Consider the following 22,602-nt stretch of genomic DNA (forward strand, 5'->3'; position numbering starts at 1 on the left):
GCCGGCTTTGCAGTTTTCTCGTCTTCCAAGATCCGCTTCCCGGGCACTGTGTCCGATTGTGAATATCGACCGACAAAACAACCCGAACAAAATGCATAAAATTACTTTTTAGGCGATTTTTTTCGCGGGCGCACATGAATCTATGGAAAATCAAGTAAATTTGCGAAATATTCGATTTTTATTCAGAAAACTAAACCCGACGACAGATGCCGGTACGCTACTTCAAATACGACCAACCTTTCGCGCTCGAAAACGGAGAGAAGCTTCCCGAGCTGACCATCGCCTACCACACGTTCGGGACGTTCAAAGGGAACAACGCGGTCTGGGTCTGCCACGCGCTGACAGCCAACTCGGACGTAGCCGACTGGTGGCCGCATACGGTCGAGCAGGGCCGGTTTCTCGACCCGAAGCGTTATTTCATCGTCTGCGCGAACATCATCGGCTCGCATTACGGATCGACCGGTCCGTTGAGCATCGATCCCGCGACCGGGAAGCCGTACTACGGCACATTCCCCTTCATCACGGTACGCGACATGGTCAACGCCCATTTTCTGCTGGCCGACCACCTCGGCATCGCATCGGCTCACGCCGTCGTCGGCAGTTCGATCGGCGGATTCCAGGCCCTCGAAATGGCGCTGACGCGACCGAACTTCGCCCGAAAACTGGTATTGATCGCAACGGCGGCCCGCAGCCAGCCGTGGGCCATCGCTTTCAACGAATCGCAGCGCATGGCCATCGAAACGGACGCCAGTTTCGGACAGGAAGACCCTGAAGCCGGGAAAAAGGGTATGCGGGTTTCCCGGTCGATCGGTCTGCTCAGCTACCGCGGTTCGTCGGCTTACAACGCCACGCAGCAGGAAAACGACAACCTGTACAAAATAGCCGGATTCCGGGCGACGACCTACCAGCAATACCAGGGTGACAAACTGTGCCGCCGTTTCGACGCCTACTCCTACTACCGCCTGACACAGGCTTTCGACTCGCACAACGTCGGACGCTACCGCGGCGGCATCGAAAGCGCGCTCGGATCGGTCGCGAGCCCGACGATGGTCGTGGGAATTTCGTCGGACATGATCTTTCCCGTCTCGGAACAGGTCTTCCTGTACCGTCACATCCCGCAATGCCAGCTACGGCTGATCGACTCGCCGTTCGGCCACGACGGGTTCCTGGTCGAATACGACAAGCTGAACGCGCTGCTCAAACCGTTCATCGGTACGCCGACGGCCCGGTAACATCCCGTTATTTTCACCGGGAATGTTGCTTTTCGGCATTTTTTTTTCGATATTGCCGCAACCCGGATCAAATCGGAATACCTAAAATATTTAACCAAACTGATATGAAACTTTCTACTTTTTGCCGGATTCCGGCCCGCCGCATTGCGAAAACAGGCATCTGCACCCTCTCCGTACTACTGGGAACGGGGCCTTTCGTATCGGCGCAAACCGTTACGGACCGGTTCGCGCCGCTTCCGGCAGGCGCCGTCCGGCTGACCAATTTTCTCGAAAACGACATCCGGAACTCGATCGAACATTGGAACAAAGGCGAACTGCCCTACCGCGAATTCGTGGAATTTTTCCGTTCCCAGGCTGCGCCCCAATTCGCCCTCGGCGAAATGTGGGGCAAAGCGGTGCGCTCGGGCTGCATGTTTTACCGATACACCCAGGACCCGGAACTCAAAAGCATCCTGAAGGCGACGGTCGAAGACCTGCTTTCGGTACAGAATCCCAACGGCAGCATCAGTTGTACGCCCGAAGAGCAGCAGCCCGGCGGGGAGAACGGCGACCTATGGGAGCGCAAGTACGTCATGCTCGGACTGGATGAATACTATCGCTGGGTCGAACAGAACCCCGCCGTACTGGAGGCGTTGAAAAAACACGCCGACTGCCTCATCGCGCAAATAGGACACGCGCCCAAAACGGAAATCGTCGATCTGGGCTGGAGCGCCACCAACATCGGCCACGAAGCGTGCCACATCGAATCCAGCACGCTGCTGGAACCCTTCATGCGGCTGTACAACTGGACCGGCGAGCAACGGTACCTGGACTTCGCCTCGTACATCGTCGAATCGGGCGGAACCAAGCATTTCGATCTGATCCAGCAAGCCTGCGACAACACTCTCCCTTACAAGATGAGCGGCCATTACCCCAAGGCGTACGAAATGATGTCGATGTTCGAAGGGGTCGTAGAATACTACCGGGCAACGGGCGACGAGCGCTGCAAACAAGCATTCATGAATCTGTACGACAACATCCGGAAAAACGAAATCACCATCATCGGCAACGCCGGGGCCGATCAGCCCTACCACCCCTACGTAGCCGGGGAGGCGTGGGGAAACACCGCTTTCGAACAAACCAACCCCGACATCACCCGCATGATGGAGACCTGCGTGGGGGTAACCTGGCTGAAATTCTGCTCCCAGATCATGCGCCTGACCGGCGATCCCTCGCCCGTGGACGAGATCGAAAAATACGTCTATAACGGCCTGCTCGGGGCGATGAAACCTTCGGGCGACGGGTTCAGTTACGTGAATCTGCTGAACGGCAACAAGGTCGTCAATTACGGCTGGGGCTGGCATTTCGGCGATTTTTACGTCACCTGTTGCAACCTCAACGGTCCGATGGGACTGGCCTACATTCCGTACGTAGCCGTCATGGAAGACGATCGGGGGCCGATCGTCAATCTGTACAATGCGAGCGAAATCGACATGACGACGCCCCGTAAACGCCCGCTGAAACTCTCCCTCGAAACGGATTTCCCGCTGACCGGCAACGTGATCATCGAAGTCACGCCCGAAAAGAAAGAAGAATTCACCCTGAAATTGCGCATTCCCTCCTGGAGCGCGAATACCGTCGTCAAAGTGAACGGAAAGACGCAGGAAGTCGCGCCGGGCACCTACGCCGAATTGACGCGCAAATGGCAGGCCGGCGACCGCATCGAGGTCGCTTTCGACATGACCTGCCGCGTCATCGACGCGCCGCACGGCAGCAACCGCAAAGGAGATAATTTCCAGGCGGTCGTCTGGGGCCCGATCGTACTGGCCCGCGACCAGAACATCGATCCCGATTACGACAAGCCGGTACGAATAATCGCCGACGAAAACGGAATCGTCAAAATCAGAAAAGTGAACCCGACCCTGCCGACAACGCGGATCGAATTTGCGGTTCCGACCGCCGACGGCGAGATCCGGATGACCGACTACGCCTCGGTCAACGGATGGGAGGGAGCCAAAATATGCACCTGGCTGCCGGTAAAAACGGAATAGACGGCCGGATTCATCCAAAAAGCGGAGATACACGGACGAACGCGTTCATGTGTTTTCCAATCGAACGCACGATCCTCCCGGCAAGACGCTCCAGTCTGTCCGGACGACATACGGAAACGAATCAGGCGACGGGAAACTCTGAAATTCCGTCGCCTGATTCGTATTCATTCCGGAAATCTGACAATCCGAAAATTTCGCCGGGCGGCAGTCTGGCCTATGCTCCCGGACGCACTTCGTTCGTCAGTCTCCGCCCGTCCGAGAAATCGCGGACATTTTGCAGGGTCGTATGCGCAATGTTATCCAGCGCCTCACGGGTAAAAAAACCCTGGTGGGAGGTCACGATCACATTGTTGAACGACAACAGGCGCGCCAGCATATCGTCGCCCATGATCCGGTCGGAGGTATCTTCGTAAAAGTAAGCCGCTTCCTCCTCGTAAACGTCGAGACCGGCCGAACCGATCTTTTTCTTTTTCAGCCCCTCGATCAAAGCCTCCGTATGGATCAGTTGTCCCCGCCCCGTATTAATGAGCATCATCCCTTCTTTCATCTGATCGATGGCTTTTTCATTGATCATATACCGGGTCTGCTCGGTCAGGGGACAATGCAGCGAAATGATGTCCGATTGCCGGAACAACTGTTCGAGCGGCACGTACTCCACTCCTTCGTTCGCCGCGAACTCCCGGTCGGGATAAAGGTCGTACGCCAGTATATTCAACCCGAAACCCTTTAATATGCGGATCAACACCTTCGCTATTTGGCCCGTTCCAACGATTCCGGCCGTTTTTCCGTGCATATCGAACCCCAACAGGCCGTGCAATGAGAAATTACCGTCGCGCGTACGCCAGTAGGCGCGGTGGATCTTGCGGTTGAGCGCCAGCATCAACGCTACGGCATATTCGGCCACGGCATAAGGCGAATAGGCCGGCACGCGCACCACCGGAATGCGGTGCCTTGCCGCGGCATTCAAATCCACGTTGTTGAAACCCGCGCAACGCAATGCGATCAGCTTCACTCCCATGGCGGCAAGCCGGTCGATGGTTTCGGCATCGGCCGTATCGTTCACGAAAATACACACGACGTCGGTATCCTGCGCCAGAGCCACATTATTGAGATTCAAATGGCTCCGGTGGTAGTTGAACTCGAATCCGAAGGCGGCATTGGCCCGGTCGAACGAATCCCGGTCGTAAGGCTGTGTTCCAAAAAATGTTATTTTCATTTGTATTTTTTTAATGTATCGGTTTTTGACAAAACAGTCGTTCTACTTTTCACGGTTATGGTGAATCATAACAAATATCATGAAAATCTTCCGCGCAGCGCTTTAAATTTAACCGCATTTTCCACAATACCGCAGAATTACCCCATGTATCCAACGGCTGAAAGCCGACGGAGCAGATCCGAAGTATAAAACCGGCTGGTAAAACGGTCTATCCGTCACGGTCTGCCGTCGGCTTTATCAGTAAAACCGTGAAAAGCGGAGACGATCTTACCGCCCTTTGCGTCGAATGATTTCGGCCGGCATGTCCTTTTGAAAAAACGGGCCGCAAAAAACAAAATATCAAACGTTTCGACCGTTTTTTAGTATTTTGTTTATTTTTTTGGCAGGAAATATGGTGAAATTGCCGGGAAGAGGGTTACTTTTGTATTCATTTTGAAAAGACCGGAACCGGCGAAAGACGCATCCCGAAGCGGACGGTCCGCAACCGGATTCGAAAAACAGTCATAAAACGATAAAACCGATGAAATATCCCGAATCAGTAAATATCCTTTTATTGGGCTCAGGGGGCCGTGAACATGCCTTTGCATGGAAAATCGCTCAAAGCAAGCGGCTGGCGCGGCTGTATATCGCTCCGGGGAACGCAGGCACCGCCGTATGCGGGACGAACGTGGACATCAATCCGGTCAATTTCGCGGCCGTCAAACAGTTCGTGCTGTCGAACAACATCAACATGGTCGTCGTCGGCCCGGAAGAACCGCTGGTAAAAGGGATTTACGATTTTTTCAAGGAAGACCATCAGATCAGCAACATCCCCGTGATCGGCCCGTCGACGGTCGGGGCGCGGCTCGAAGGGAGTAAGGATTTCGCCAAGGATTTCATGATCCGCCACCGTATTCCGACGGCCGCCTACCGTAGTTTCACAAAGAAAAACGCCGACGAAGCCAAAGCCTTTCTCGAAACGCTGAAAGCGCCTTACGTGCTGAAAGCCGACGGACTGGCCGCCGGAAAAGGAGTGCTGATCGTCGATTCGCTCGAAACGGCGAAAGCCGAGCTGGATACGATGCTCAACGGGCGTTTCGGGCACGCCGGCGACACGGTCGTGATCGAAGAGTTCCTGTCGGGAATCGAATGTTCGGTTTTCGTAGCCACCGACGGCAAGAATTTCAGCGTGCTGCCCGTCGCAAAAGATTACAAGCGGATCGGCGTCGGGGACACCGGCCCGAACACCGGCGGCATGGGGGCCGTATCGCCGGTTCCGTTCGCCGACGCAAAATTTATGGACAAGGTCGTATCGACCATCGTCGAACCGACCGTCAAAGGGCTCTCTGCCGATAAGATCGACTACAAAGGATTTATTTTCATCGGATTGATGAACGTGCAGGGCGATCCTTATGTGATCGAATACAACGTCCGCATGGGCGATCCCGAAACCGAAGCGGTGCTGCCGCGCATCGAATCGGACATCGTCGAACTGTTCCAGGGCATCGCTTACGGCGGACTCGACCAATACGAACTGAAAATCACCCCGGCGACCGCCGCCACAGTGGTCTGCGTATCCGGCGGCTACCCGGGCGACTATGCCAAAGGCATGGAAATCAAAGGACTCGGCAACACGGCAGACAGCATCGTCTTCCATGCGGGAACCACGGCCAAAGGCGGCAAAACGTTTACGGCAGGCGGGCGCGTGCTGGCCGTCACGTCGTTCGGCGACAACATTACGGACGCCGTCGGCAAATCCTACAAAACGATCGAAGGAATCGGCTACGAAGGGAAATACTACCGCACGGACATCGGAAAAGACCTGCTGTAACGGCAGGGGAAGGCCATGGGAGAGATCACCCGCCTGAACCTGAGTTGGACGCTGCTGTTCTTCGGACTGTTCCTGGGGCTTTTTTGGGGACGGTCGGAGTTGCTACCGACAGCGGCGGGCGGCGCCGATATGCCGCTGGGATCGTTGCTGAACCGGTTCTCCGCGACATATCCGATTGCGGCGAAAACGCTGGCTGCCGTACTGCTTTTCCTGAACAGCATCCTGTTGCTGCGGATCGTCTCCCGCAACATGATCCTGACCGACCGGAGCTACATGCCGATCATCGTCTACCTGCTCGTCGCTGCCGGTTGCGGTTTCGGCAGCTCGGCGCTCGGCGCCATAACCGTTTCGCTGCTGGCAGTCTGCTCGTTCGATCAGATGTTGGGTTCGTTCCGGAGAGCCGTCCAATACGGAAAGCTATTCAATGCGGCGCTGCTGGCCGGTCTTGCACCCCTGGTCTGGTCGCACGCCGTCGTTTATGCGTTTCTGCTGCCCGTTTCGTTGATCCTGTTCAAAAAAGGCGGCCGCGAATGGATCGTGGCATGGGTCGGCTTTTTGTTGCCGTGGGCGATCTGCTCGTACGTCTACTGGGGAATGGGGTATCCGTTCGGCCACGTAACCGGCCTGCTCGCCGGGAACCTCGGGAACCTGCTTGCCGGCGGAGATTTCCCCGACGTCCTGCGCCATCCGGAACTGCCGGTCTTCTGGGGAATGTGCCTGACGACCGTCGTGCTTTCGCTGATCTCGTTTATCCGGCGCTCGGACACGATCCGCACACGGGCCTATAAATCCTACATCTACTTTCTGTGGATTCTGCTCTTCTCGGCGGTACCGTTCGCTTTTCCGGGCCGGTCGGTACAGGATTTCCCGATGATCGCCGTCCCTTTGGCGATCATCATCCCGCCCTATTTCATCCGCTACCGGGGCTGGATTCCCGGCCTGATCTATTTCGCGCTGATCGGCAGCATCGTTTTTTACAACCTCGCTCCGGCATTACTTCCCTGACCGTTTTTTCCGGCGATCCGCAACGGGACATATCACACGCAGCGCCCCGGCCTCGCAGGTAATATGCACCGGGAAGCGCGGCCCGGGCTGTCCGTCGATGTCGGTCGACTCCTCGCTGTACGAATACAACGTCACGTCGTCGCTCTTGAAATACACCACGCCCGGAGGGTAGCTGCCATTGTTGCGCTTGATGAAATGAAAAATCGTCCGGATCGTCTCGATCGGGCTGTCGCCCTTGATAACGATCACGTCGAGCAGGCCGTCGTCCGGCTCGGACAAGTAAGCGAAACGCATCTGCCCGGCGGTGCGTCCGTTGAATACGAAAAAGATCAGCGAAGAACCTTCGTAATTCCCGTGCGCCGACTCGATCGAAATATGCATTTTACGGAAATTCGGCAGTTCGCCCAGCCCGCCGAAATAGTAGGCCAGTTTCCCGAACGTGTTTTTCAGGATCGTCGGCGTTTTCTGCGAAACGTCGGTAAACAGCCCACAACTAAACACGTTGACGAAGTATTCGTCGTTGGCGCGCCCCAGATCCATGGTTCTGATCTCCCCGTTCAGGATCCGGCGACAGGCTTTCGCCAGATCGGACGGCACTCCGAGCACATGGGCGAAATCGTTGGCCGTCCCGGTCGGAAGCACCGCCACCGGAACGTCGAGCCCGCGCCGCTTCATCACGTTCACCACGTAATTGACCGTTCCGTCGCCGCCGGCGATCAGCGCGTGGTGGTAGCTCTGATCGACCCCGTCGAACATGTCGGTCTCCTCGGTATCCCCGAAACAAAGCCGGTACGGCACGACCGTATAACCGTGCCCCTGGTAAATCTCGATGATGTGGTCGAGCCACTCCGAAATCACGGTTTCTCCGGACTTGGGATTATAAATGAATCTGACTTTCTGCATCTTTTTTCACGTTTCTGAACCATAATGATATCGTCATTGCCGGGTCGACGCCTGCCGGGCGATCATCGCCTCCATTCCGGGAGTAAGATAGGTCTGATAGTTTCCCCGGTCGTCCGAATAGATCAGGTAAGCGTGCAACTCCGGATGCCCGGCCAGGAACTCCTTGCTTTTTTCGAGGCCGAGGATCATACAAACCGTGCCGTAAGCGTCGGCCAACGTCGCGGTAGGCCCCACGACCGTTACCGACAGCAGGTTGCTGATGACCGGCTCGCCGGTTCGGGCATTGATCGTATGCACGATCTTACGGCCTTTGTCGTCGGTATAGAATTTCCGGTAATTGCCCGAAGTGGCGAGTCCCTGCCCGCTGAGTCCGATCACCGTCTCCAGGTCGGCCCCCGGCAGCACGTTCCCTTCGGCCGGACGGTCGATTCCGACGCGCCAGGGTTTCCCTTCGGCATTCGACCCCCGACAGAAAATCTCTCCCCCCACTTCGACGATATAATCCGTCAGACCGAGGCTGTCGAAATAGGCGGCGATATAGTCCGAAGTCGCTCCTTGCGCGATCGAATTCAGGTCGAGCTGCATCCGCGGATCTTCTTTCCGCAACCGGCCGCCATCGACCGCGATTTTCCGATACCCGACGAATCGCAACAGCGAATCGACGTTCGGCTGCTGCACGACCGAATCGCCTGCAAACCCGTAAGCCGCCGTAAGCGGTTTGACCGTGATGTCGTATGCGCCGTCCGTCTCGCGGCTCAGCCGCTCGGCTTCGGCGATGCAACCCGCAATGAACGCATCCACCGAATCGGTCTCGTTGCGGTTCAGGCGGCTGAGCCGCGAATCGGGATTGAACAGCGACATCGAATTGTCGATCTCACGCAACAGACTGTCCACCTGACCTTTCAAATCTACCGGCCGGTCGCTTTTTATCACGATATGATAAGTTCCCCCCTGTGCGAAACCGTCGATTACGGTTACCCGATTGTCTTTCTTCACTCCGCCGCATGCGGCCACAGCCAGCGCAACAATCCCAAGCAAACCAATTTTAAATTTCATTATCAGCGTTTTAACATTCGAACATCGCACAAATTTATTTATTTTCCACAATATACGAATTATTTTTTATTACTTTGCAGGACAAATCAAGGAAGGAAGACGGGGGTGCCGCAGAACCGGCGGCTGAGATCAAACCCCAACACCTGATACGGTTAATACCGTCGGAGGGAGTTTTTCCAAAGGATAGCGCATTCGCCGCCTCTCTTTCTGCAAATCGTTTTTCGTATGGAAATATTTCTGAACGGAGTGAAAACCCCGACGCAGGCGTCGACCCTTTCGGAACTGATCGCAGAACAGTCGATCGCTACCGCCGGGCTGGCCGTCGCCATCGGGCTCCGCGTAATCCGCCGCGACGAGTGGGACGCTACGCCGGTCGCCGACCAGGCCGAAATCACGCTGATCCGCGCCACACAGGGAGGATAGAACAATGGTTGCAGATATTTTCCCGGAATCCCCGATCCTGATCACGCTGCCCCGTATTCTGAAAAACGAGGCGGAGACGCTGGCCGCACTGTGCGGCGCAGGAGTTTCCGTCATCCATATCCGCAAGCCGGAGGCGTCCGAACCGGAAATCGAAGAGTTGCTGAAAACGTTGCAGGCCCTCGGCGCGGACATGTCGCGGCTGACGATTCACTACAACGAACCGCTGGCCCGCAAATACGGGCTCGGAGGCGTGCACCTGCGCATCGAAGAACTGCTTGCCGGAGCCGGCGAAGGGCTGCGGCGGAGCTGTTCGGCGCACGGCTGGACGGAAGCGGAACGCGCGGCGACAGACGCGGACTACGTATTTCTGAGCCCGCTGTTCGATTCGATCTCGAAGCCGGGCTACCGCAGCGCGATTGACCCGGCGGAAGCCGCCGAACGGTTACGGCGCCGCAAAGGGAGGATCGTCGCGCTCGGCGGGATCCGTCCGGCGAACATCGCACGGGTAAGGCGGATCGGATTCGACGGGGCCGCCGTACTCGGGGCCGCATGGAGCGCGGACGAAAAGGCTGTCAATACCGAACGCACCCTGAAAAATTACCATATCCTAAACCGCAAATGGAAAGCGGCCGGAGGAACGCTACAACTGATCTCGGACGGCGACCTCTCCGTCGCCGCGCAATTCCTCGACGCGGGCGGACGCTGGATCCAACTGCGGATGAAAGACGCCTCCGCAGAGGTTATCGTCTGCCGGGGCAAAGAGATGCTCGCCCTGTGCCGGAAACGCCGGGCCGTGCTCGTCGTCAACGATGCGCCGCAACTGGCGGTCGCGATCGGCGCCGACGGCGTGCACCTCGGTCAAGCCGATATGCCGCCCATCGAAGCGAGGCGGATTATCGGCGACGGAGCGGTTATCGGTTCGACGGCCAACACCTTCGAACAGATCGTAGCGCGCAACGACGGCGAAACCGACTACGTCGGACTGGGACCCTTCCGTTTCACGACAACCAAGAAAAACCTGTCGCCGGTGCTCGGCACGGAGGGTTACCGCACGATCCTCGGACGTATGCGGACGGAAAATATCCCCCTGCCGGTCGTGGCGATCGGCGGCATCGAACTGCCGGATATACCGCAGATCATGCGGACGGGGGTCGACGGGATCGCCCTCAGCGGAGCGATCGCCCGCGCGGACTCGCCCGCCACGACGACCGCGAATTTTCTGAACGCAATCCGGAACGCATGAACCGCAGGCCGGGCCGACAGATAACAAAACAATACGTTATTATAAAACAATGGAAAATTTAATTATCGGAAACAAAACGTTTCACTCGCGGCTCTTCGTCGGAACCGGGAAGTTTTCATCCGCGGAACTAATGGGCAAAGCCACCGCCGCCAGCGGCAGCGAACTGGTAACCGTCGCGCTGAAACGAGTAGAACTCGAAAACCCGCAGGACGACATGCTCAGTCACCTGCACCTGCCGGGAGTCAACCTGCTGCCGAACACATCGGGGGTACGCAATGCCAAAGAAGCGGTTTTCGCCGCGCAGATGGCGCGCGAAGCGCTCGGGACGAACTGGATCAAACTCGAAATCCATCCCGATCCTCGCTACCTGCTGCCCGACCCGATCGAAACGCTGGCCGCGGCCGAACAGCTCGTAAAAGACGGCTTCATCGTGATGCCGTACATCAACGCCGACCCGGTACTGTGCAAACGGCTCGAAGAGGTAGGCACGGCCTGCGTCATGCCTCTGGGCGCCCCGATCGGATCGAACCGGGGACTGAAAACCCGCGACCTGCTGAGAATCATCATCGAACAGAGCAACGTCCCGGTCGTCGTCGACGCCGGAATCGGCGCTCCGTCGCACGCCGCCGAAGCGATGGAGATGGGCGCGTCGGCCGTACTGGTCAACACCGCAATCGCCGTAACGCAGGACCCGGTACAAATGGCCGTCGCTTTCAAAATGGCCGTCGAAGCCGGACGCATGGCATACGAGGCGCAGCTCGCGCCGCAAACGACCGCCGCATCGGCCACCAGCCCGTTAAACCCGTTTTTGGAAGGCATTAAAGGTTTGCAACAATGAGTTACTACGACATCATTCTCCAGTATGACTGGGAAACCACGCGGCGTAAGATCTACGCCTCGACCGAGGCCGACGTAGAACGCGCCCTGAGTCACGACCGCCCGTCGATGGACGACTTCGCGGCGCTCGTTTCCCCCGCGGCGGACAAGTACCTGAACGAAATGGCCGCCAAAAGCTACCGCATCACTCGCCGCCGTTTCGGCAACACGATGCAACTGTACATCCCGCTCTACCTCGCGAATATTTGCCAGAACCACTGCGTTTACTGCGGTTTCAACTGCACGAACAAGATCCACCGCGCGATCCTCACGCCGGACGAAATCCACGCCGAATGCCAGGCCATCAAAAAAGATCCGTTCGAACACATCTTGCTGGTGACGGGCGAAGCGCCGCGCTCATCGAGCGTACAATACATGGCCGATTCGATGGAGATCGTCAAACAGTATTTCCAGCAGATCTCGCTCGAAGTGCAGCCGCTCGAAACGGACGAATACCGGATGCTGATGGACCACGGCCTGCATTCGGTCTACGTCTATCAGGAGACCTACAACCGCGAACGCTATCCGGTCTACCACCTGCGCGGCCGCAAAGCCGACTACCGCTACCGGCTCGAAACGCCCGACCGGTTGTGCGAAGCCGGGGTGTACAAGGTCGGCGTCGGCAACCTGATCGGCCTCGAGGACTGGCGCACCGAAGCGTTCTTCACGGCATTGCACGTCCGTTACCTCGAAAACCGTTACTGGAGGCAGAAATACTCGATCGCCTTCCCGCGGCTGCGCCCTTATTTCGGCGAGGACGGGTTCAATCCCGAACACCCGACCACCGAACGCAACCTGCTGCAACTGATCTGCGCCTACCGGTTGCTGAGCGAAGACGTCGAACTGTCGATCTCGACGCGCGAAAGCGCCGCCTGCCGCGACACGGTGCTGCCGTTCGGCGTGACGGTCATCAGCGCCGGTTCGAAAACCACGCCGGGCGGTTATGCGCACCCGACGCAGGAGCTCGAACAGTGGGCCATCAACGACGATCGCACGCCGACCGAAGTGTTCGACGCGGTCCGGGCCAAAGGGTTCGAGCCGGTCTGGAAAGACTGGTCGGGCTTTATGCAGGAAGCCAATATTCCCGCTTAAGACACGAAAACGTAAACCGCAGCCGGAAACAGGGAGCCTTCGACAAACCGGCCTACCTGTTTCCGGTTGTTTTTAATAACGACAAATTATGCGTATTCTGATCCAGCGAGTACGACGCGCCTCGGTAACGATCGGGGAACAAACCCATTGCGCTATCGGCAACGGGCTGCTCGTCCTGGTCGGCATCGAAGAGGCCGACAACGACGAAGATATCGCGTGGCTGACCGGAAAATTGACAAAACTTCGTATATTTGCCGACGAATCCGGCGCGATGAACCGGTCGGCAGAGGAAACCGGGGCCGACATACTGATCGTCAGCCAGTTTACGCTGTATGCACAGACCAAAAAAGGAAACCGGCCGTCGTACATACGGGCTGCACGTCCCGAAACGGCGATCCCGCTGTACGAACGGTTCGTCGAATCGGTCGAACGGGCGATGGGACACCGGATCGAAACGGGAGTCTTCGGCGCCGATATGCAGGTGGAACTGGTCAACGACGGTCCGGTAACCATCTGGATCGACTCCAAAAACCGGGAATAAGTTAATACGCGAAAACTATGACTATCAAAGAGGCTCAGGAACTGATCGAAACCTGGACGGCGAAAAACAACGTCCGCAACAACGAACTGACCAACATGGCGCTGCTGACCGAAGAGATCGGCAAACTGACCCGCGTGATGGTGCGCCGTTTCAACGATCACGCCAATGAGCCGAATTTCCGGTACGAGGTTTCGGACGAGATCGGCGATATCCTGTGGGCGTTGGTGAACGTCGCCAACCAGACGGGCGTCGACCTGACCGTATCGCTGATCAACGCCCTCGAACGTAAAAGCAACCAGCAGAGCCACCTGTCCTCTCCGAAGAAAAAATAAATCCGTCGGTTACGCAACGGCGCGAAACTTCCTTTCTCAATTTTGAAACCGCCTGTTTTTCCGACAGTCTTTTATTAAATATCCGCCGCATATCCGGTCAAAACAGCATCATCCGTACACCGGCCGGCAAGCCCCGCGACAAACAATCACATTTCAACAATACACACCCTATTTTCAAAAAACGAACAGTCTTCGTATTAAAAACAATATTTTCTTAACTTTGAGAAGCGCACAGCCATGTACTTTGAAAATATTGATTACGAAAGCCTTTATACTATCGCTCGTCGCACTGGGCTGGACGGTCGCGCTGCAAGCACAGAACTTTCAGGTTCAAGCCGTTTCAGGAGAAAAGAAACTCAGCTATGCCTACATTTATCTCAACGGCAGGGTGTGCGGGATCGCCGATCAGGACGGCGCGTTCAATATTCCCCATAGCAAATTGCACATCGGCGATACGATTCCGGCAAGTTATGTCGGAGCCCGGCCCGCTTTCGCGGTCTACACAAAAGAATTGGCCGGCGAATCCGAATGTACGCTCGAATGCAGCCCGATTAGGCGTTGGACGCGGTCGAAGTAAGTTCCAAATTCAACATCTGGCGCTTTTTCAACAAAAACGTCCGGAAACGCATCCCGCCGGACTGATTGCCCCGGAGCGAACCGGCGGGCCGATGATTTTCGTATCTTTGCCGGTAAAATCATGCGGACATGACGACAAATCTCAGACAACTGTTCCTCGAACACGTCGGACAGACATCCGATAACCCGATGATGCTCGAAGTGGAGCGCGCCGAAGGAATCTACCTGTACGGGCGAGACGGGAAACGGTGGATCGACCTGATCTCCGGCGTCTCGGTCAGCGCCGTAGGGCACGGCAACCGGCAGGTAATCGACGCGATCTGCTCGCAGGCGCAGGACTACCTGCACCTAATGGTCTACGGCGAAGCGGTCGAATCGCCTCAGGTACGCTACGCACAGCGCATCGCATCGCTGCTGCCCGATCCGCTCGACACGGTTTATTTCGTCAATTCGGGCAGCGAAGCGGTCGAAGGGGCGTTGAAACTGGCCAAACGCTATACCGGACGAACCGAAATCATCTATTACAAGAACGCTTACCACGGCAGTACGCACGGCTCGCTCAGCGTGATGGGCGGAGAGGAGTACCGCAACGCATACCGCCCGCTACTGCCGGACACCCGGCAAATCCGGTTCAACGAACCCGCAGACCTGCGATACGTCACTCCGCGCACGGCCTGCGTCATCATCGAACCGGTACAGGGCGAAGGCGGTATTTTCCCGGCCGACCGGGACTACCTGCAGGCGCTACGCGACCGGTGCGACCAGACCGGAACGCTACTGATCTACGACGAAATCCAGACCGGACTCGGACGTACCGGCACCCTCTACTTTTTCCAGCAGTACGGCATCGTCCCGGACATCTTGTGCACGGCGAAAGCTTTCGGCGGCGGTATGCCGCTGGGCGCGTTCATCGCGTCGAATCGAATCATGTCGGTGCTGAAAACCAACCCGGTACTGGGCCACATCACCACGTTCGGCGGACACCCGGTCTGCTGCGCCGCCGGGCTCGCCGCCCTGGAATACATCCTGTCCGAACGACTGACGGAACAGGCCGACGCAAAAGGAGCGTTGTACGAAAGCCTGCTCGCCGGACATCCGCTCGTCCGCGAAATCCGGCGGACGGGTCTGCTGCTGGGCGTCGAATTCGGCGACAGCGAACTGACCGCGCGGATCGTGCTGCGGGCGATCGACCGGGGGCTGATGACCGAATGGTTCCTGTTTCACGACACGGCAATGCGGATCGCCCCGCCGCTGACAATCACCGACGCGGAGATCCGCGAATCCTGCGAGATTCTGCTGGAAGTGCTGAACGGAGCTGCCGAATAGCCTTTCCCCGACGCTCCGTGCCGAAGCCGGGATATCCGTTGCAAATGGACGGCGAACGCTCTCCGGCGGTTTTAAAACCGAATGGTTTGATATTCGCAAAAAAGTCTTAATTTTGCAAGGTTATGACTGATTTTTCCGAGCAAAACTAATCACTAAATAAACAAACTCAACAATGAAAAAAACGTTGAAAATAGTTGTTCTGGCCAAACAGGTTCCCGACACCCGCAACGTCGGCAAAGACGCCATGAAAGCCGACGGAACGGTGAATCGCGCAGCCTTGCCGGCCATTTTCAACCCGGAAGACCTCAACGCGCTCGAACAGGCCCTCGTCCTGAAGGACATGTTTCCCGGCAGCCGCGTCGACATCCTGACGATGGGCCCCGGACGGGCGGCGGAAATTATCCGCGAAGGCATGTTCCGCGGAGCCGACGGCGGCGTACTGCTGACCGACCGCAAATTCGCCGGATCGGATACGCTGGCCACTTCCTACGCTCTGTCCCGCGCCGCAGCCAAAATGAACCCGGACATCATCATCGCCGGCCGCCAGGCCATCGACGGCGACACCGCCCAGGTAGGCCCGCAGGTCGCCGAGAAGATGAACCTGCCGCAGGTAACCTACGCCGAAGAGATCGTCGGCGTGGAAGGCGACGAACTGGTGATCCGTCGCCGGCTCGAACACGGCATCGAAACGGTAGCTTGCCGTATGCCGCTGGTAATGACGGTCAACGGCTCGGCCGCTGAATGCCGTCCGCGCCACGCCAAACTGGTGATGAAATACAAATATGCGATTACGCCGAGCGAATGCCAGCAGGACGAAGTGGGCTGCTACGCCGACCTGCGCGCACAGCGCCCGTACCTGAATATTACCGAATGGAACGTAGCCGACGTCGATGCCGACGACCGGCAACTGGGCCTCTCCGGCTCTCCGACCAAGGTTAAAAAGATCGAGAACGTGGTGTTCGCCGCCAAGGAAGCCAAGAAGCTGACCGCTTCCGACCAGGACATCGACTCCCTGATGCAGGAACTGATCGCCAGTCATACCTTAGGATAACCCGAATCGTAAACTGATAAAACGCATATTGATGAACAACATATTTGTATATTGCGAAATCGAGGACGGCAAGGTGGCCGACGTGTCGCTGGAACTACTGACCAAAGGCCGCGTGCTGGCCGACACGCTCGGGTGCGAACTCGAAGCGCTGGCGCTGGGACACAACCTCGCCGGAATTGAAAAAGAACTGGCCGAATATGGCGCCGACAGGGTGCACGTTGCCGACTGCGAATGCCTCGCCCCGTACCGCACGCTGCCGCATGCGGCGGTCGTCTGCGGGATTTTCAAGGAAGAGCAACCGCAGATCGCGCTGTTCGGCGCCACGCCGGTCGGACGCGACCTCGGCCCGCGCGTATCGTCGACGCTGCACAGCGGCCTGACGGCCGACTGCACGAGCCTCGAAATCGGCTCGCACACCGACGTGAAAAGCGGCAAAGAGTATAAAAACCTGCTTTACCAGATCCGTCCTGCATTCGGCGGCAACATCATCGCGACGATCATCAATCCGGATCATCGTCCGCAGATGGCCACCGTCCGCGAAGGCGTGATGAAGAAAGAAAAGGCCAAAACGCCGGGTAAAGGCATCGTTAAAAAAGTCGATCCGAAGAAATACGTGAACGACTCGGATTTCGTCGTACGGATCATCGACCGGCAGATCGAAGAGCGCAAGATCAATATCAAGGGCGCTCCGGTGATCGTAGCCGGCGGTTACGGCATGGGATCGAAAGAGAATTTCGACTTGCTGTTCGAACTGGCCGACGTGCTGGGCGCCGAGGTAGGCGCTTCGCGCGCGGCGGTCGACGCGGGAATGGCCGAACACGGCCGGCAGGTCGGACAAACCGGCGTTACGGTGCGTCCGAAACTGTACATCGCCTGCGGTATCTCGGGCCAGATCCAGCATACGGCCGGTATGGATCAATCGTCGATGATCATCTCGATCAATACCGATCCGGACGCGCCGATCAACAAAATCGCGGATTACGCGATCACGGGCGACGTGACGGAAGTGATCCCGAAAATGATCAAATACTACAAACAGAACTCGAAATAACGCACGACGTGCCTAATTCACAATAAACGATGGCTAATTTCTTTTTAGACAATAAAGACCTCCAGTACCACATGAACCATCCGTTGATGAAGCGGATCGTGGAACTCAAGGAGAAAGGCTATGCCGACAAGGATTTATACGATTATGCGCCGACCGATTTCGAGGACGCGCAGGACAGCTACCGCCGCGTGATGGAAATCATCGGCGAGGTCTGCGGCGACGTGATCGCCCCGAACGCCGAAGGCGTCGACCACGAAGGCCCGAAGGTGGTGGACGACCATGTGGTCTATGCCCCGGGAACGGCCCGGAACATCGAGGCGCTGAACAAAGCCGGTCTGTTCGGCCTGACGCTGCCGCGCAAGTACGAAGGACTGAACTTTCCGCTGATCTACTTCGTGATGGCGAACGAAATGGTAGCCCGCGCCGACGCCGGATTCGAAAACATCTGGGGTTTGCAGGACTGCGCCGAAACGCTGAACGAGTTTGCTTCGGAAGAGATCAAAGCGAAATACCTGCCGCGCGTATCGCGGGGCGAAACCTGCGCGATGGATCTGACCGAGCCCGACGCCGGCAGCGACCTGCAGGCCGTAATGCTAAAGGCCCACTGGGACGAAGCGAAAGGGACTTGGTTGCTGAACGGCGTGAAACGGTTCATCACCAACGGCGACGGACACATCTCGCTGGTGCTGGCCCGTTCGGAAGAGGGAACGGCCGACGCGCGCGGACTGTCGATGTTCGTTTACGACCGCAACCACATGGCCGTAAAGGTGCGCCGCATCGAGAATAAACTCGGTATCAAAGGTTCGCCGACCTGCGAGCTGGTCTTCACGAACGCCCCGGCCGAACTGGTCGGCGACCGGAAGATGGGGCTGATCAAATACGTGATGTCGCTGATGAACGCAGCCCGTCTGGGCATCGGCGCGCAATCGACCGGCCTGTCGGAAGCCGCTTACCGCGAAGCGTTGAAATACGCCCGCGAACGTCAGCAGTTCGGCAAGGCGATCATCGAATTCCCGGCAATCCGCGAACTGCTGGCGAACATGAAGGCCAAACTGCAGGGATCGCGCGCGATGCTGTACGAGACGACCCGTTTCGTAGAGATCTACAAAGACCTCACCCACATCAGCCACGACCGCAAGCTCACGCCGGAAGAACGCGCCGAGATGAAAGCCTACACCCGGCTTGCGGACGCCTTCACACCGATGCTGAAGCTGATGAGCAGCGAATACTGCAACTCGCTGGCCTACGATGCGATCCAGATTTTCGGCGGCTCGGGCTACATGAAAGACTACCCGATCGAGCGCATTTACCGCGACGCGCGTATCACGAACATTTACGAGGGCACTTCGCAGTTGCAGGTCGTTGCGGCGATCCGCCACGTCACCACGGGCACCTACCTCGCCCAGATCAAGGAATACGAGGCCCAGACCTACGAACAGAAACACCTGCACGAAAAGCTGGTCGCCCTGCGCGAAGAGTACGAACAGAGCGTCCAGAAGGTCGTTTCGGCCGAGAACAACGAGTTTATCGACTTCCATGCCCGCCGCATGGTGGAGATGGCCGCGCACATCATCATCAGCTACCTGCTGATGCGCCAGGCCGGCGAAGTGGAAGACTACCGCAACTCCGCGGAACTCTACGTGAAATACGCAGAGGCTCAGAACAGCGCGGCGGCACGCTACATCGAAAGTTCGACGCTGGCCGATCTGGATCTGATCTCCGCCGTCAAGGAAGAGGAGCTCTGATTTCCATATCCCGTTTAACGGGCGGGGCCTCCGGGAATCGTGAAGATTTCCCGGAGGCCCCGCTTCTATTCAAACTTCACGGTCAGCGGCGTTCATTGTAAAGCGCGAGACGCGCTTTACACAGCCGTTCGATCAGTTCCTTCATTTTCTGCGTCCGTTCGACGTATCCGCCGATCTCGGCCCGGCACGGGCCGCACCGGAACAGGAAAAGCGCATCCCTGCGGTATACGTCCAGCCGGCTCAGCATCCGGCTGTTGGAGGTCTGTTCGGGATCGAGCAGCAGGTACAACTCGGGCGAGATCGTCCGCATACGCAGCAGCAGCGTCGTCAGCGTGTGCAGGTCGAGCCATTCCATTTTATCAATTTTAAAAGTTTAGGGAATAAAAGTCCCGGCCTTGCCGCGCACGGACTGCGGCGAAGCGAATCAAGTATTGACCGACAGGCATTTGTCAGATCAACAGATAAAAACGGAAACGGGATAACCTGTCACGGGGCGGATGCCCGGAGTTGGCCTTGCGGCTGGTCGGTACCGGAGTACGGACGGGATACATGGTTCGCATAAAATAAAAAATGCGCAGTTGCGAACCATATATCCCCTTGTTACAGGCTCAATAAAGTGCCATTCGCGGGTCGCTAAACCCCAACAGCTCTGCGCATACCTTTTTAAATTGGTTGCTTTATCGAGCACCATAGTAACAATTAATAAATATATGATTCGCAAGAGCAAAGATACAAAATTTTAATTCCCGAGTATACGAAACGGCAAATAAAAACAGAAACGGGATAACCTGTCGCGGGGCGGACGCCCGAAGTTGACCTTGCGGCCGGTCGGTACCGGAGTACGACGGGACACATGGTTTGCATAAAATAGTAGGCAGAAGTTATGAAACTAATTCTATATATTTATAAACATATTCGGTTGATATACATATAAATATCTTTAAAAAGACGCAAAAATGCAATGTTTTACCTATGTTGTACCCGTTAAAAGAATAAACGCTCAACTCGTTAAAAGTTAAGCGTTTACGATGTAGTCTTGTTGACCCACCAGGATTCGAACCTGGAACGACAGAACCAAAATCTGCTGTGTTACCATTACACCATGGGTCAAACTTATTTCAGAACCGGATTCGAGCGACAAATATAGTGCAAGAAATTTTTATCTGCAAATTTCGTCCATGATCCGGGCGGTAGCTCCTTTGTGCTGCAATACATACTCCTTGCAAATCGTTCCGCTGCGTCCCGTGGCGTCCGGATCGTCGTGCAGGCCTGCGAACCATCGTTCCAGTTCTTCCGCCGAGGCGATACTCGCCGCACCGCGCAGCGTCACCAGATCGCGTGCCTCCCTGAATTTCCCGTAACGGGGTCCGAAAGCCAGCGGCAGTCCAAAGGTGGCCGCTTCCAGCGTATTGTGTATCCCGGCGCCGAAACCTCCGCCGATGTATCCCCAGCGGCCGTAGCGGTAGACGGACGACAGGATCCCGATCGTATCGACGAACAGGACGCCCGCTGCGGCGAGGTCGCTTTGCGGAGTCAGCTGCGTGTAGCGCAGCGCCGGGCGGGAAATACGCTCGCAGAACTTTTCGATCCGTGCGGGATCGATTTCGTGCGGCGCGACGATGAATTTCACGTCCGGATACCGTTCGATCAATCCCACTAACAATTCTTCGTCGGGCGGCCATGTGCTGCCGGCGATAAATACCGGGGCGTCTGCCGCGAACCGTTCGATTTCGGGTAGCCGTTTCGCTTGCTGCGCGATTTCGTATACCCGGTCGAAGCGGGTGTCGCCCGCCACACTGACCTGCTCGATGCCGATGCTTTTCAGCAAATTTCGCGAAGAGTCGTTTTGGACGAAGATATGCCGGAAAGCTCTCAGCGCGCTGCGGAAAAGTCCGCCGTAAGGACGGAAGAAAATCTGTCCGTCGCGGAATATCGACGAGATCAAGTAGAGTTTCGTGCCCGCCCGTTTCATCGCCAGCAGGTAGTTGACCCAGAATTCGTATTTGACGAAAACGGCGATTTTAGGCCGCACGATCGCCATGAAACGGCGCACGTTGCGCGGGGTGTCGGGCGGCAGGTAAAAGATGTAGTCGGCTCCGGGGTAGTTTTTGCGGATCTCGTAGCCGGACGGAGAAAAGAAGGTGACCAGTATCTTGTAACCCGGACACGCTTTGCGGAACGCTTCGATCACCGGCCGTCCCTGTTCGAATTCGCCGAGCGAAGCGGCATGGAACCATGCGATGTCGGCTCCGGAGTCCACCGTCCGGGCCAGTTTGTCGAAAATGCCCTTCCGTCCCCGCACCCAGAGTCGCGCTTTGGGGTTGAACAGGGCGGCAAGCCGTATCGCGGCGTTTGTCAAATAGATGCCAGAGTTGTAGAGCAGCCGCATCGGTCGTTATTTGAGAATATCCCGCAACCCTTTGCGGTTCAGTACGGCAATCGACGACGCTTCGGATCGGATCAGGTGTTTCTTTTCCAATTCCATGAGTACGGTTTGCAGCGCGCTGCGCGTGGCGTCGAAATATTCGGCGATTTCGCGGATGTCGGGCACCGGTACCGAGCCGGATTCTTCGGAAGTGTGTTCCAGCAGGTAAGTGGCGACTTTCTCTTTCAGCGACCGGAACGACAGGAAAAAGATTTTTTTCGACCAGACGTTGGCGCGGTTCGAAATGATGTCGATGAAGTTCGACATAATCAGCACGTTGGCCTGCATCAATTCGAAAATATAGCCCCGGTGCAGCGTCATGATCGTTACGTCGCCGTCGGCGATCACGTCGATCGGCAGTTTGTTGTAACCGCCGAACAGGAAAGCGGGGGCGATCAACTGCGGAGCCTCGATCGGGTCTACCACGATCGTTTTGCCGCCCGAAACCATCTCTCCGTGCACCCGTCCTTTCAGGATGATCATCAGGCCCGAATAGGCGGTATCCCGGTGGGCGATGCAGTCTTTATCCTTGTATTCGGTCAGGGAGAATTCGCCCCTTTCACCGATCGTTTCCCCGATCTGTTCCGCCGTCAGACCTCTGAACAGCGGGCACTGAGCCAATATCGCATACATATCCTTCACAGATTTAAAAGGTTCTCTAATAATGCG

21 protein-coding genes, 1 tRNA gene and 1 riboswitch are annotated in these 22,602 nt (G+C 56.8%); of the genes, 15 read left to right on the forward strand and 7 right to left on the reverse strand.

The features are described from left to right. Window positions 1-206: 206 nt before the first annotated feature. Complete coding sequence (locus C1A08_RS10960) at window positions 207-1,232, forward strand: homoserine O-acetyltransferase family protein (protein WP_101573471.1); 1,026 nt, start codon at window positions 207-209, stop codon at window positions 1,230-1,232. A 104-nt stretch (window positions 1,233-1,336) separates the two neighbouring features. Beyond that, window positions 1,337-3,262 (forward strand): glycoside hydrolase family 127 protein, encoded by a 1,926-nt coding sequence (locus C1A08_RS10965; protein ID WP_180951575.1) that lies wholly within the window; start codon window positions 1,337-1,339, stop codon window positions 3,260-3,262. Window positions 3,263-3,476: 214 nt separating this feature from the next. Here C1A08_RS10965 and C1A08_RS10970 read toward each other — a convergent pair whose 3' ends face one another. Next, a complete protein-coding gene (locus tag C1A08_RS10970; RefSeq protein ID WP_055203185.1) occupies window positions 3,477-4,478 on the reverse strand; it encodes a 2-hydroxyacid dehydrogenase in 1,002 nt (333 codons plus the stop codon). A 520-nt stretch (window positions 4,479-4,998) separates the two neighbouring features. On the opposite strand from C1A08_RS10970, the gene purD reads away from it, so the two are divergent. Continuing rightward, complete coding sequence (gene purD / locus C1A08_RS10975) at window positions 4,999-6,288, forward strand: phosphoribosylamine--glycine ligase (protein ID WP_101573475.1); 1,290 nt, start codon at window positions 4,999-5,001, stop codon at window positions 6,286-6,288. 15 nt (window positions 6,289-6,303) lie between these two features. Further along, on the forward strand, window positions 6,304-7,293 hold the full coding sequence (locus C1A08_RS10980) for a hypothetical protein (RefSeq protein ID WP_055203182.1): 990 nt from the start codon (window positions 6,304-6,306) through the stop codon (window positions 7,291-7,293). Here the strand turns inward: C1A08_RS10980 and C1A08_RS10985 are convergent. After that, a complete protein-coding gene (locus C1A08_RS10985; RefSeq protein WP_055203180.1) occupies window positions 7,282-8,196 on the reverse strand; it encodes a YegS/Rv2252/BmrU family lipid kinase in 915 nt (304 codons plus the stop codon). The genes C1A08_RS10980 and C1A08_RS10985 overlap by 12 nt on opposite strands. Window positions 8,197-8,229: 33 nt before the next feature. Continuing rightward, the gene (locus tag C1A08_RS10990; RefSeq protein WP_101573477.1) at window positions 8,230-9,252 is read right to left on the reverse strand and encodes an FAD:protein FMN transferase; all 1,023 of its coding nucleotides are present in this window, start codon (window positions 9,250-9,252) and stop codon (window positions 8,230-8,232) included. Between the two features lie 91 nt (window positions 9,253-9,343). Beyond that, window positions 9,344-9,439: riboswitch (TPP riboswitch) on the forward strand. Between the two features lie 38 nt (window positions 9,440-9,477). Between C1A08_RS10990 and thiS the strand changes: the two genes are divergently transcribed. From thiS to C1A08_RS11045, 11 genes are all read left to right on the forward strand, one after another. Beyond that, window positions 9,478-9,675, forward strand: a complete 198-nt coding sequence (gene thiS, locus C1A08_RS10995; protein ID WP_055203176.1) for a sulfur carrier protein ThiS — start codon at window positions 9,478-9,480, stop codon at window positions 9,673-9,675. A gap of 4 nt (window positions 9,676-9,679) precedes the next feature. Continuing rightward, a complete protein-coding gene (locus C1A08_RS11000; protein ID WP_101573479.1) occupies window positions 9,680-10,918 on the forward strand; it encodes a thiamine phosphate synthase in 1,239 nt (412 codons plus the stop codon). Window positions 10,919-10,967: 49 nt separating this feature from the next. Then, on the forward strand, window positions 10,968-11,756 hold the full coding sequence (locus tag C1A08_RS11005) for a thiazole synthase (protein WP_101573480.1): 789 nt from the start codon (window positions 10,968-10,970) through the stop codon (window positions 11,754-11,756). Further along, window positions 11,753-12,886, forward strand: a complete 1,134-nt coding sequence (gene thiH, locus C1A08_RS11010) for a 2-iminoacetate synthase ThiH (RefSeq protein ID WP_101573482.1) — start codon at window positions 11,753-11,755, stop codon at window positions 12,884-12,886. The genes C1A08_RS11005 and thiH overlap by 4 nt, the downstream gene beginning before the upstream one ends. 88 nt (window positions 12,887-12,974) lie before the next feature. Then, entirely contained in the window at window positions 12,975-13,427 is a 453-nt protein-coding gene (gene dtd / locus C1A08_RS11015; RefSeq protein WP_101573484.1) for a D-aminoacyl-tRNA deacylase, read from the forward strand. A 17-nt stretch (window positions 13,428-13,444) separates the two neighbouring features. Continuing rightward, entirely contained in the window at window positions 13,445-13,759 is a 315-nt protein-coding gene (locus C1A08_RS11020) for a MazG nucleotide pyrophosphohydrolase domain-containing protein (protein WP_055203169.1), read from the forward strand. A gap of 244 nt (window positions 13,760-14,003) precedes the next feature. Continuing rightward, a complete protein-coding gene (locus tag C1A08_RS11025; RefSeq protein WP_101573487.1) occupies window positions 14,004-14,336 on the forward strand; it encodes a hypothetical protein in 333 nt (110 codons plus the stop codon). A gap of 128 nt (window positions 14,337-14,464) precedes the next feature. Next, complete coding sequence (locus C1A08_RS11030) at window positions 14,465-15,661, forward strand: aspartate aminotransferase family protein (protein ID WP_055203166.1); 1,197 nt, start codon at window positions 14,465-14,467, stop codon at window positions 15,659-15,661. A gap of 172 nt (window positions 15,662-15,833) precedes the next feature. Beyond that, complete coding sequence (locus C1A08_RS11035) at window positions 15,834-16,712, forward strand: electron transfer flavoprotein subunit beta/FixA family protein (RefSeq protein ID WP_101573489.1); 879 nt, start codon at window positions 15,834-15,836, stop codon at window positions 16,710-16,712. Window positions 16,713-16,743: 31 nt separating this feature from the next. Continuing rightward, window positions 16,744-17,763 carry an electron transfer flavoprotein subunit alpha/FixB family protein gene (locus C1A08_RS11040; protein WP_101573491.1) on the forward strand — a complete coding sequence of 340 codons (1,020 nt, stop codon included), beginning with the start codon at window positions 16,744-16,746 and terminating at the stop codon, window positions 17,761-17,763. 29 nt (window positions 17,764-17,792) lie between these two features. After that, complete coding sequence (locus C1A08_RS11045; RefSeq protein WP_101573493.1) at window positions 17,793-19,508, forward strand: acyl-CoA dehydrogenase family protein; 1,716 nt, start codon at window positions 17,793-17,795, stop codon at window positions 19,506-19,508. Between the two features lie 82 nt (window positions 19,509-19,590). On the opposite strand, the gene C1A08_RS11050 is transcribed toward C1A08_RS11045, so the two are convergent. From C1A08_RS11050 to C1A08_RS11065, 4 genes are all read right to left on the reverse strand, one after another. Continuing rightward, entirely contained in the window at window positions 19,591-19,863 is a 273-nt protein-coding gene (locus C1A08_RS11050; protein WP_101573495.1) for a hypothetical protein, read from the reverse strand. A gap of 684 nt (window positions 19,864-20,547) precedes the next feature. Next, a tRNA-Gln gene (locus C1A08_RS11055) sits at window positions 20,548-20,618 on the reverse strand. Window positions 20,619-20,667: 49 nt separating this feature from the next. Continuing rightward, window positions 20,668-21,897 (reverse strand): 3-deoxy-D-manno-octulosonic acid transferase, encoded by a 1,230-nt coding sequence (locus C1A08_RS11060; protein ID WP_101573497.1) that lies wholly within the window; start codon window positions 21,895-21,897, stop codon window positions 20,668-20,670. Window positions 21,898-21,903: 6 nt separating this feature from the next. Beyond that, window positions 21,904-22,566 (reverse strand): Crp/Fnr family transcriptional regulator, encoded by a 663-nt coding sequence (locus C1A08_RS11065; RefSeq protein WP_101573499.1) that lies wholly within the window; start codon window positions 22,564-22,566, stop codon window positions 21,904-21,906. Between the last annotated feature and the right edge of the window lie 36 nt (window positions 22,567-22,602).

Source organism: Alistipes sp. cv1 (genome assembly GCF_900240235.1).
Taxonomy (GTDB): Bacteria; Bacteroidota; Bacteroidia; order Bacteroidales; family Rikenellaceae; genus Alistipes_A; species Alistipes_A hominis.

What these genes read in the sequence shown, in the direction of transcription:
- C1A08_RS10960 (WP_101573471.1), top strand. Translation starts at nt 207, where the DNA reads ATGCCGGTACGCTACTTCAAATACGACCAACCTTTCGCGCTCGAAAAC.
- C1A08_RS10965 (WP_180951575.1), top strand. Translation starts at nt 1,337, where the DNA reads ATGAAACTTTCTACTTTTTGCCGGATTCCGGCCCGCCGCATTGCGAAA.
- C1A08_RS10970 (WP_055203185.1), bottom strand. Translation starts at nt 4,478, where the DNA reads ATGAAAATAACATTTTTTGGAACACAGCCTTACGACCGGGATTCGTTC.
- purD (WP_101573475.1), top strand. Translation starts at nt 4,999, where the DNA reads ATGAAATATCCCGAATCAGTAAATATCCTTTTATTGGGCTCAGGGGGC.
- C1A08_RS10980 (WP_055203182.1), top strand. Translation starts at nt 6,304, where the DNA reads ATGGGAGAGATCACCCGCCTGAACCTGAGTTGGACGCTGCTGTTCTTC.
- C1A08_RS10985 (WP_055203180.1), bottom strand. Translation starts at nt 8,196, where the DNA reads ATGCAGAAAGTCAGATTCATTTATAATCCCAAGTCCGGAGAAACCGTG.
- C1A08_RS10990 (WP_101573477.1), bottom strand. Translation starts at nt 9,252, where the DNA reads ATGAAATTTAAAATTGGTTTGCTTGGGATTGTTGCGCTGGCTGTGGCC.
- thiS (WP_055203176.1), top strand. Translation starts at nt 9,478, where the DNA reads ATGGAAATATTTCTGAACGGAGTGAAAACCCCGACGCAGGCGTCGACC.
- C1A08_RS11000 (WP_101573479.1), top strand. Translation starts at nt 9,680, where the DNA reads ATGGTTGCAGATATTTTCCCGGAATCCCCGATCCTGATCACGCTGCCC.
- C1A08_RS11005 (WP_101573480.1), top strand. Translation starts at nt 10,968, where the DNA reads ATGGAAAATTTAATTATCGGAAACAAAACGTTTCACTCGCGGCTCTTC.
- thiH (WP_101573482.1), top strand. Translation starts at nt 11,753, where the DNA reads ATGAGTTACTACGACATCATTCTCCAGTATGACTGGGAAACCACGCGG.
- dtd (WP_101573484.1), top strand. Translation starts at nt 12,975, where the DNA reads ATGCGTATTCTGATCCAGCGAGTACGACGCGCCTCGGTAACGATCGGG.
- C1A08_RS11020 (WP_055203169.1), top strand. Translation starts at nt 13,445, where the DNA reads ATGACTATCAAAGAGGCTCAGGAACTGATCGAAACCTGGACGGCGAAA.
- C1A08_RS11030 (WP_055203166.1), top strand. Translation starts at nt 14,465, where the DNA reads ATGACGACAAATCTCAGACAACTGTTCCTCGAACACGTCGGACAGACA.
- C1A08_RS11035 (WP_101573489.1), top strand. Translation starts at nt 15,834, where the DNA reads ATGAAAAAAACGTTGAAAATAGTTGTTCTGGCCAAACAGGTTCCCGAC.
- C1A08_RS11040 (WP_101573491.1), top strand. Translation starts at nt 16,744, where the DNA reads ATGAACAACATATTTGTATATTGCGAAATCGAGGACGGCAAGGTGGCC.
- C1A08_RS11045 (WP_101573493.1), top strand. Translation starts at nt 17,793, where the DNA reads ATGGCTAATTTCTTTTTAGACAATAAAGACCTCCAGTACCACATGAAC.
- C1A08_RS11050 (WP_101573495.1), bottom strand. Translation starts at nt 19,863, where the DNA reads ATGGAATGGCTCGACCTGCACACGCTGACGACGCTGCTGCTGCGTATG.
- C1A08_RS11060 (WP_101573497.1), bottom strand. Translation starts at nt 21,897, where the DNA reads ATGCGGCTGCTCTACAACTCTGGCATCTATTTGACAAACGCCGCGATA.
- C1A08_RS11065 (WP_101573499.1), bottom strand. Translation starts at nt 22,566, where the DNA reads ATGTATGCGATATTGGCTCAGTGCCCGCTGTTCAGAGGTCTGACGGCG.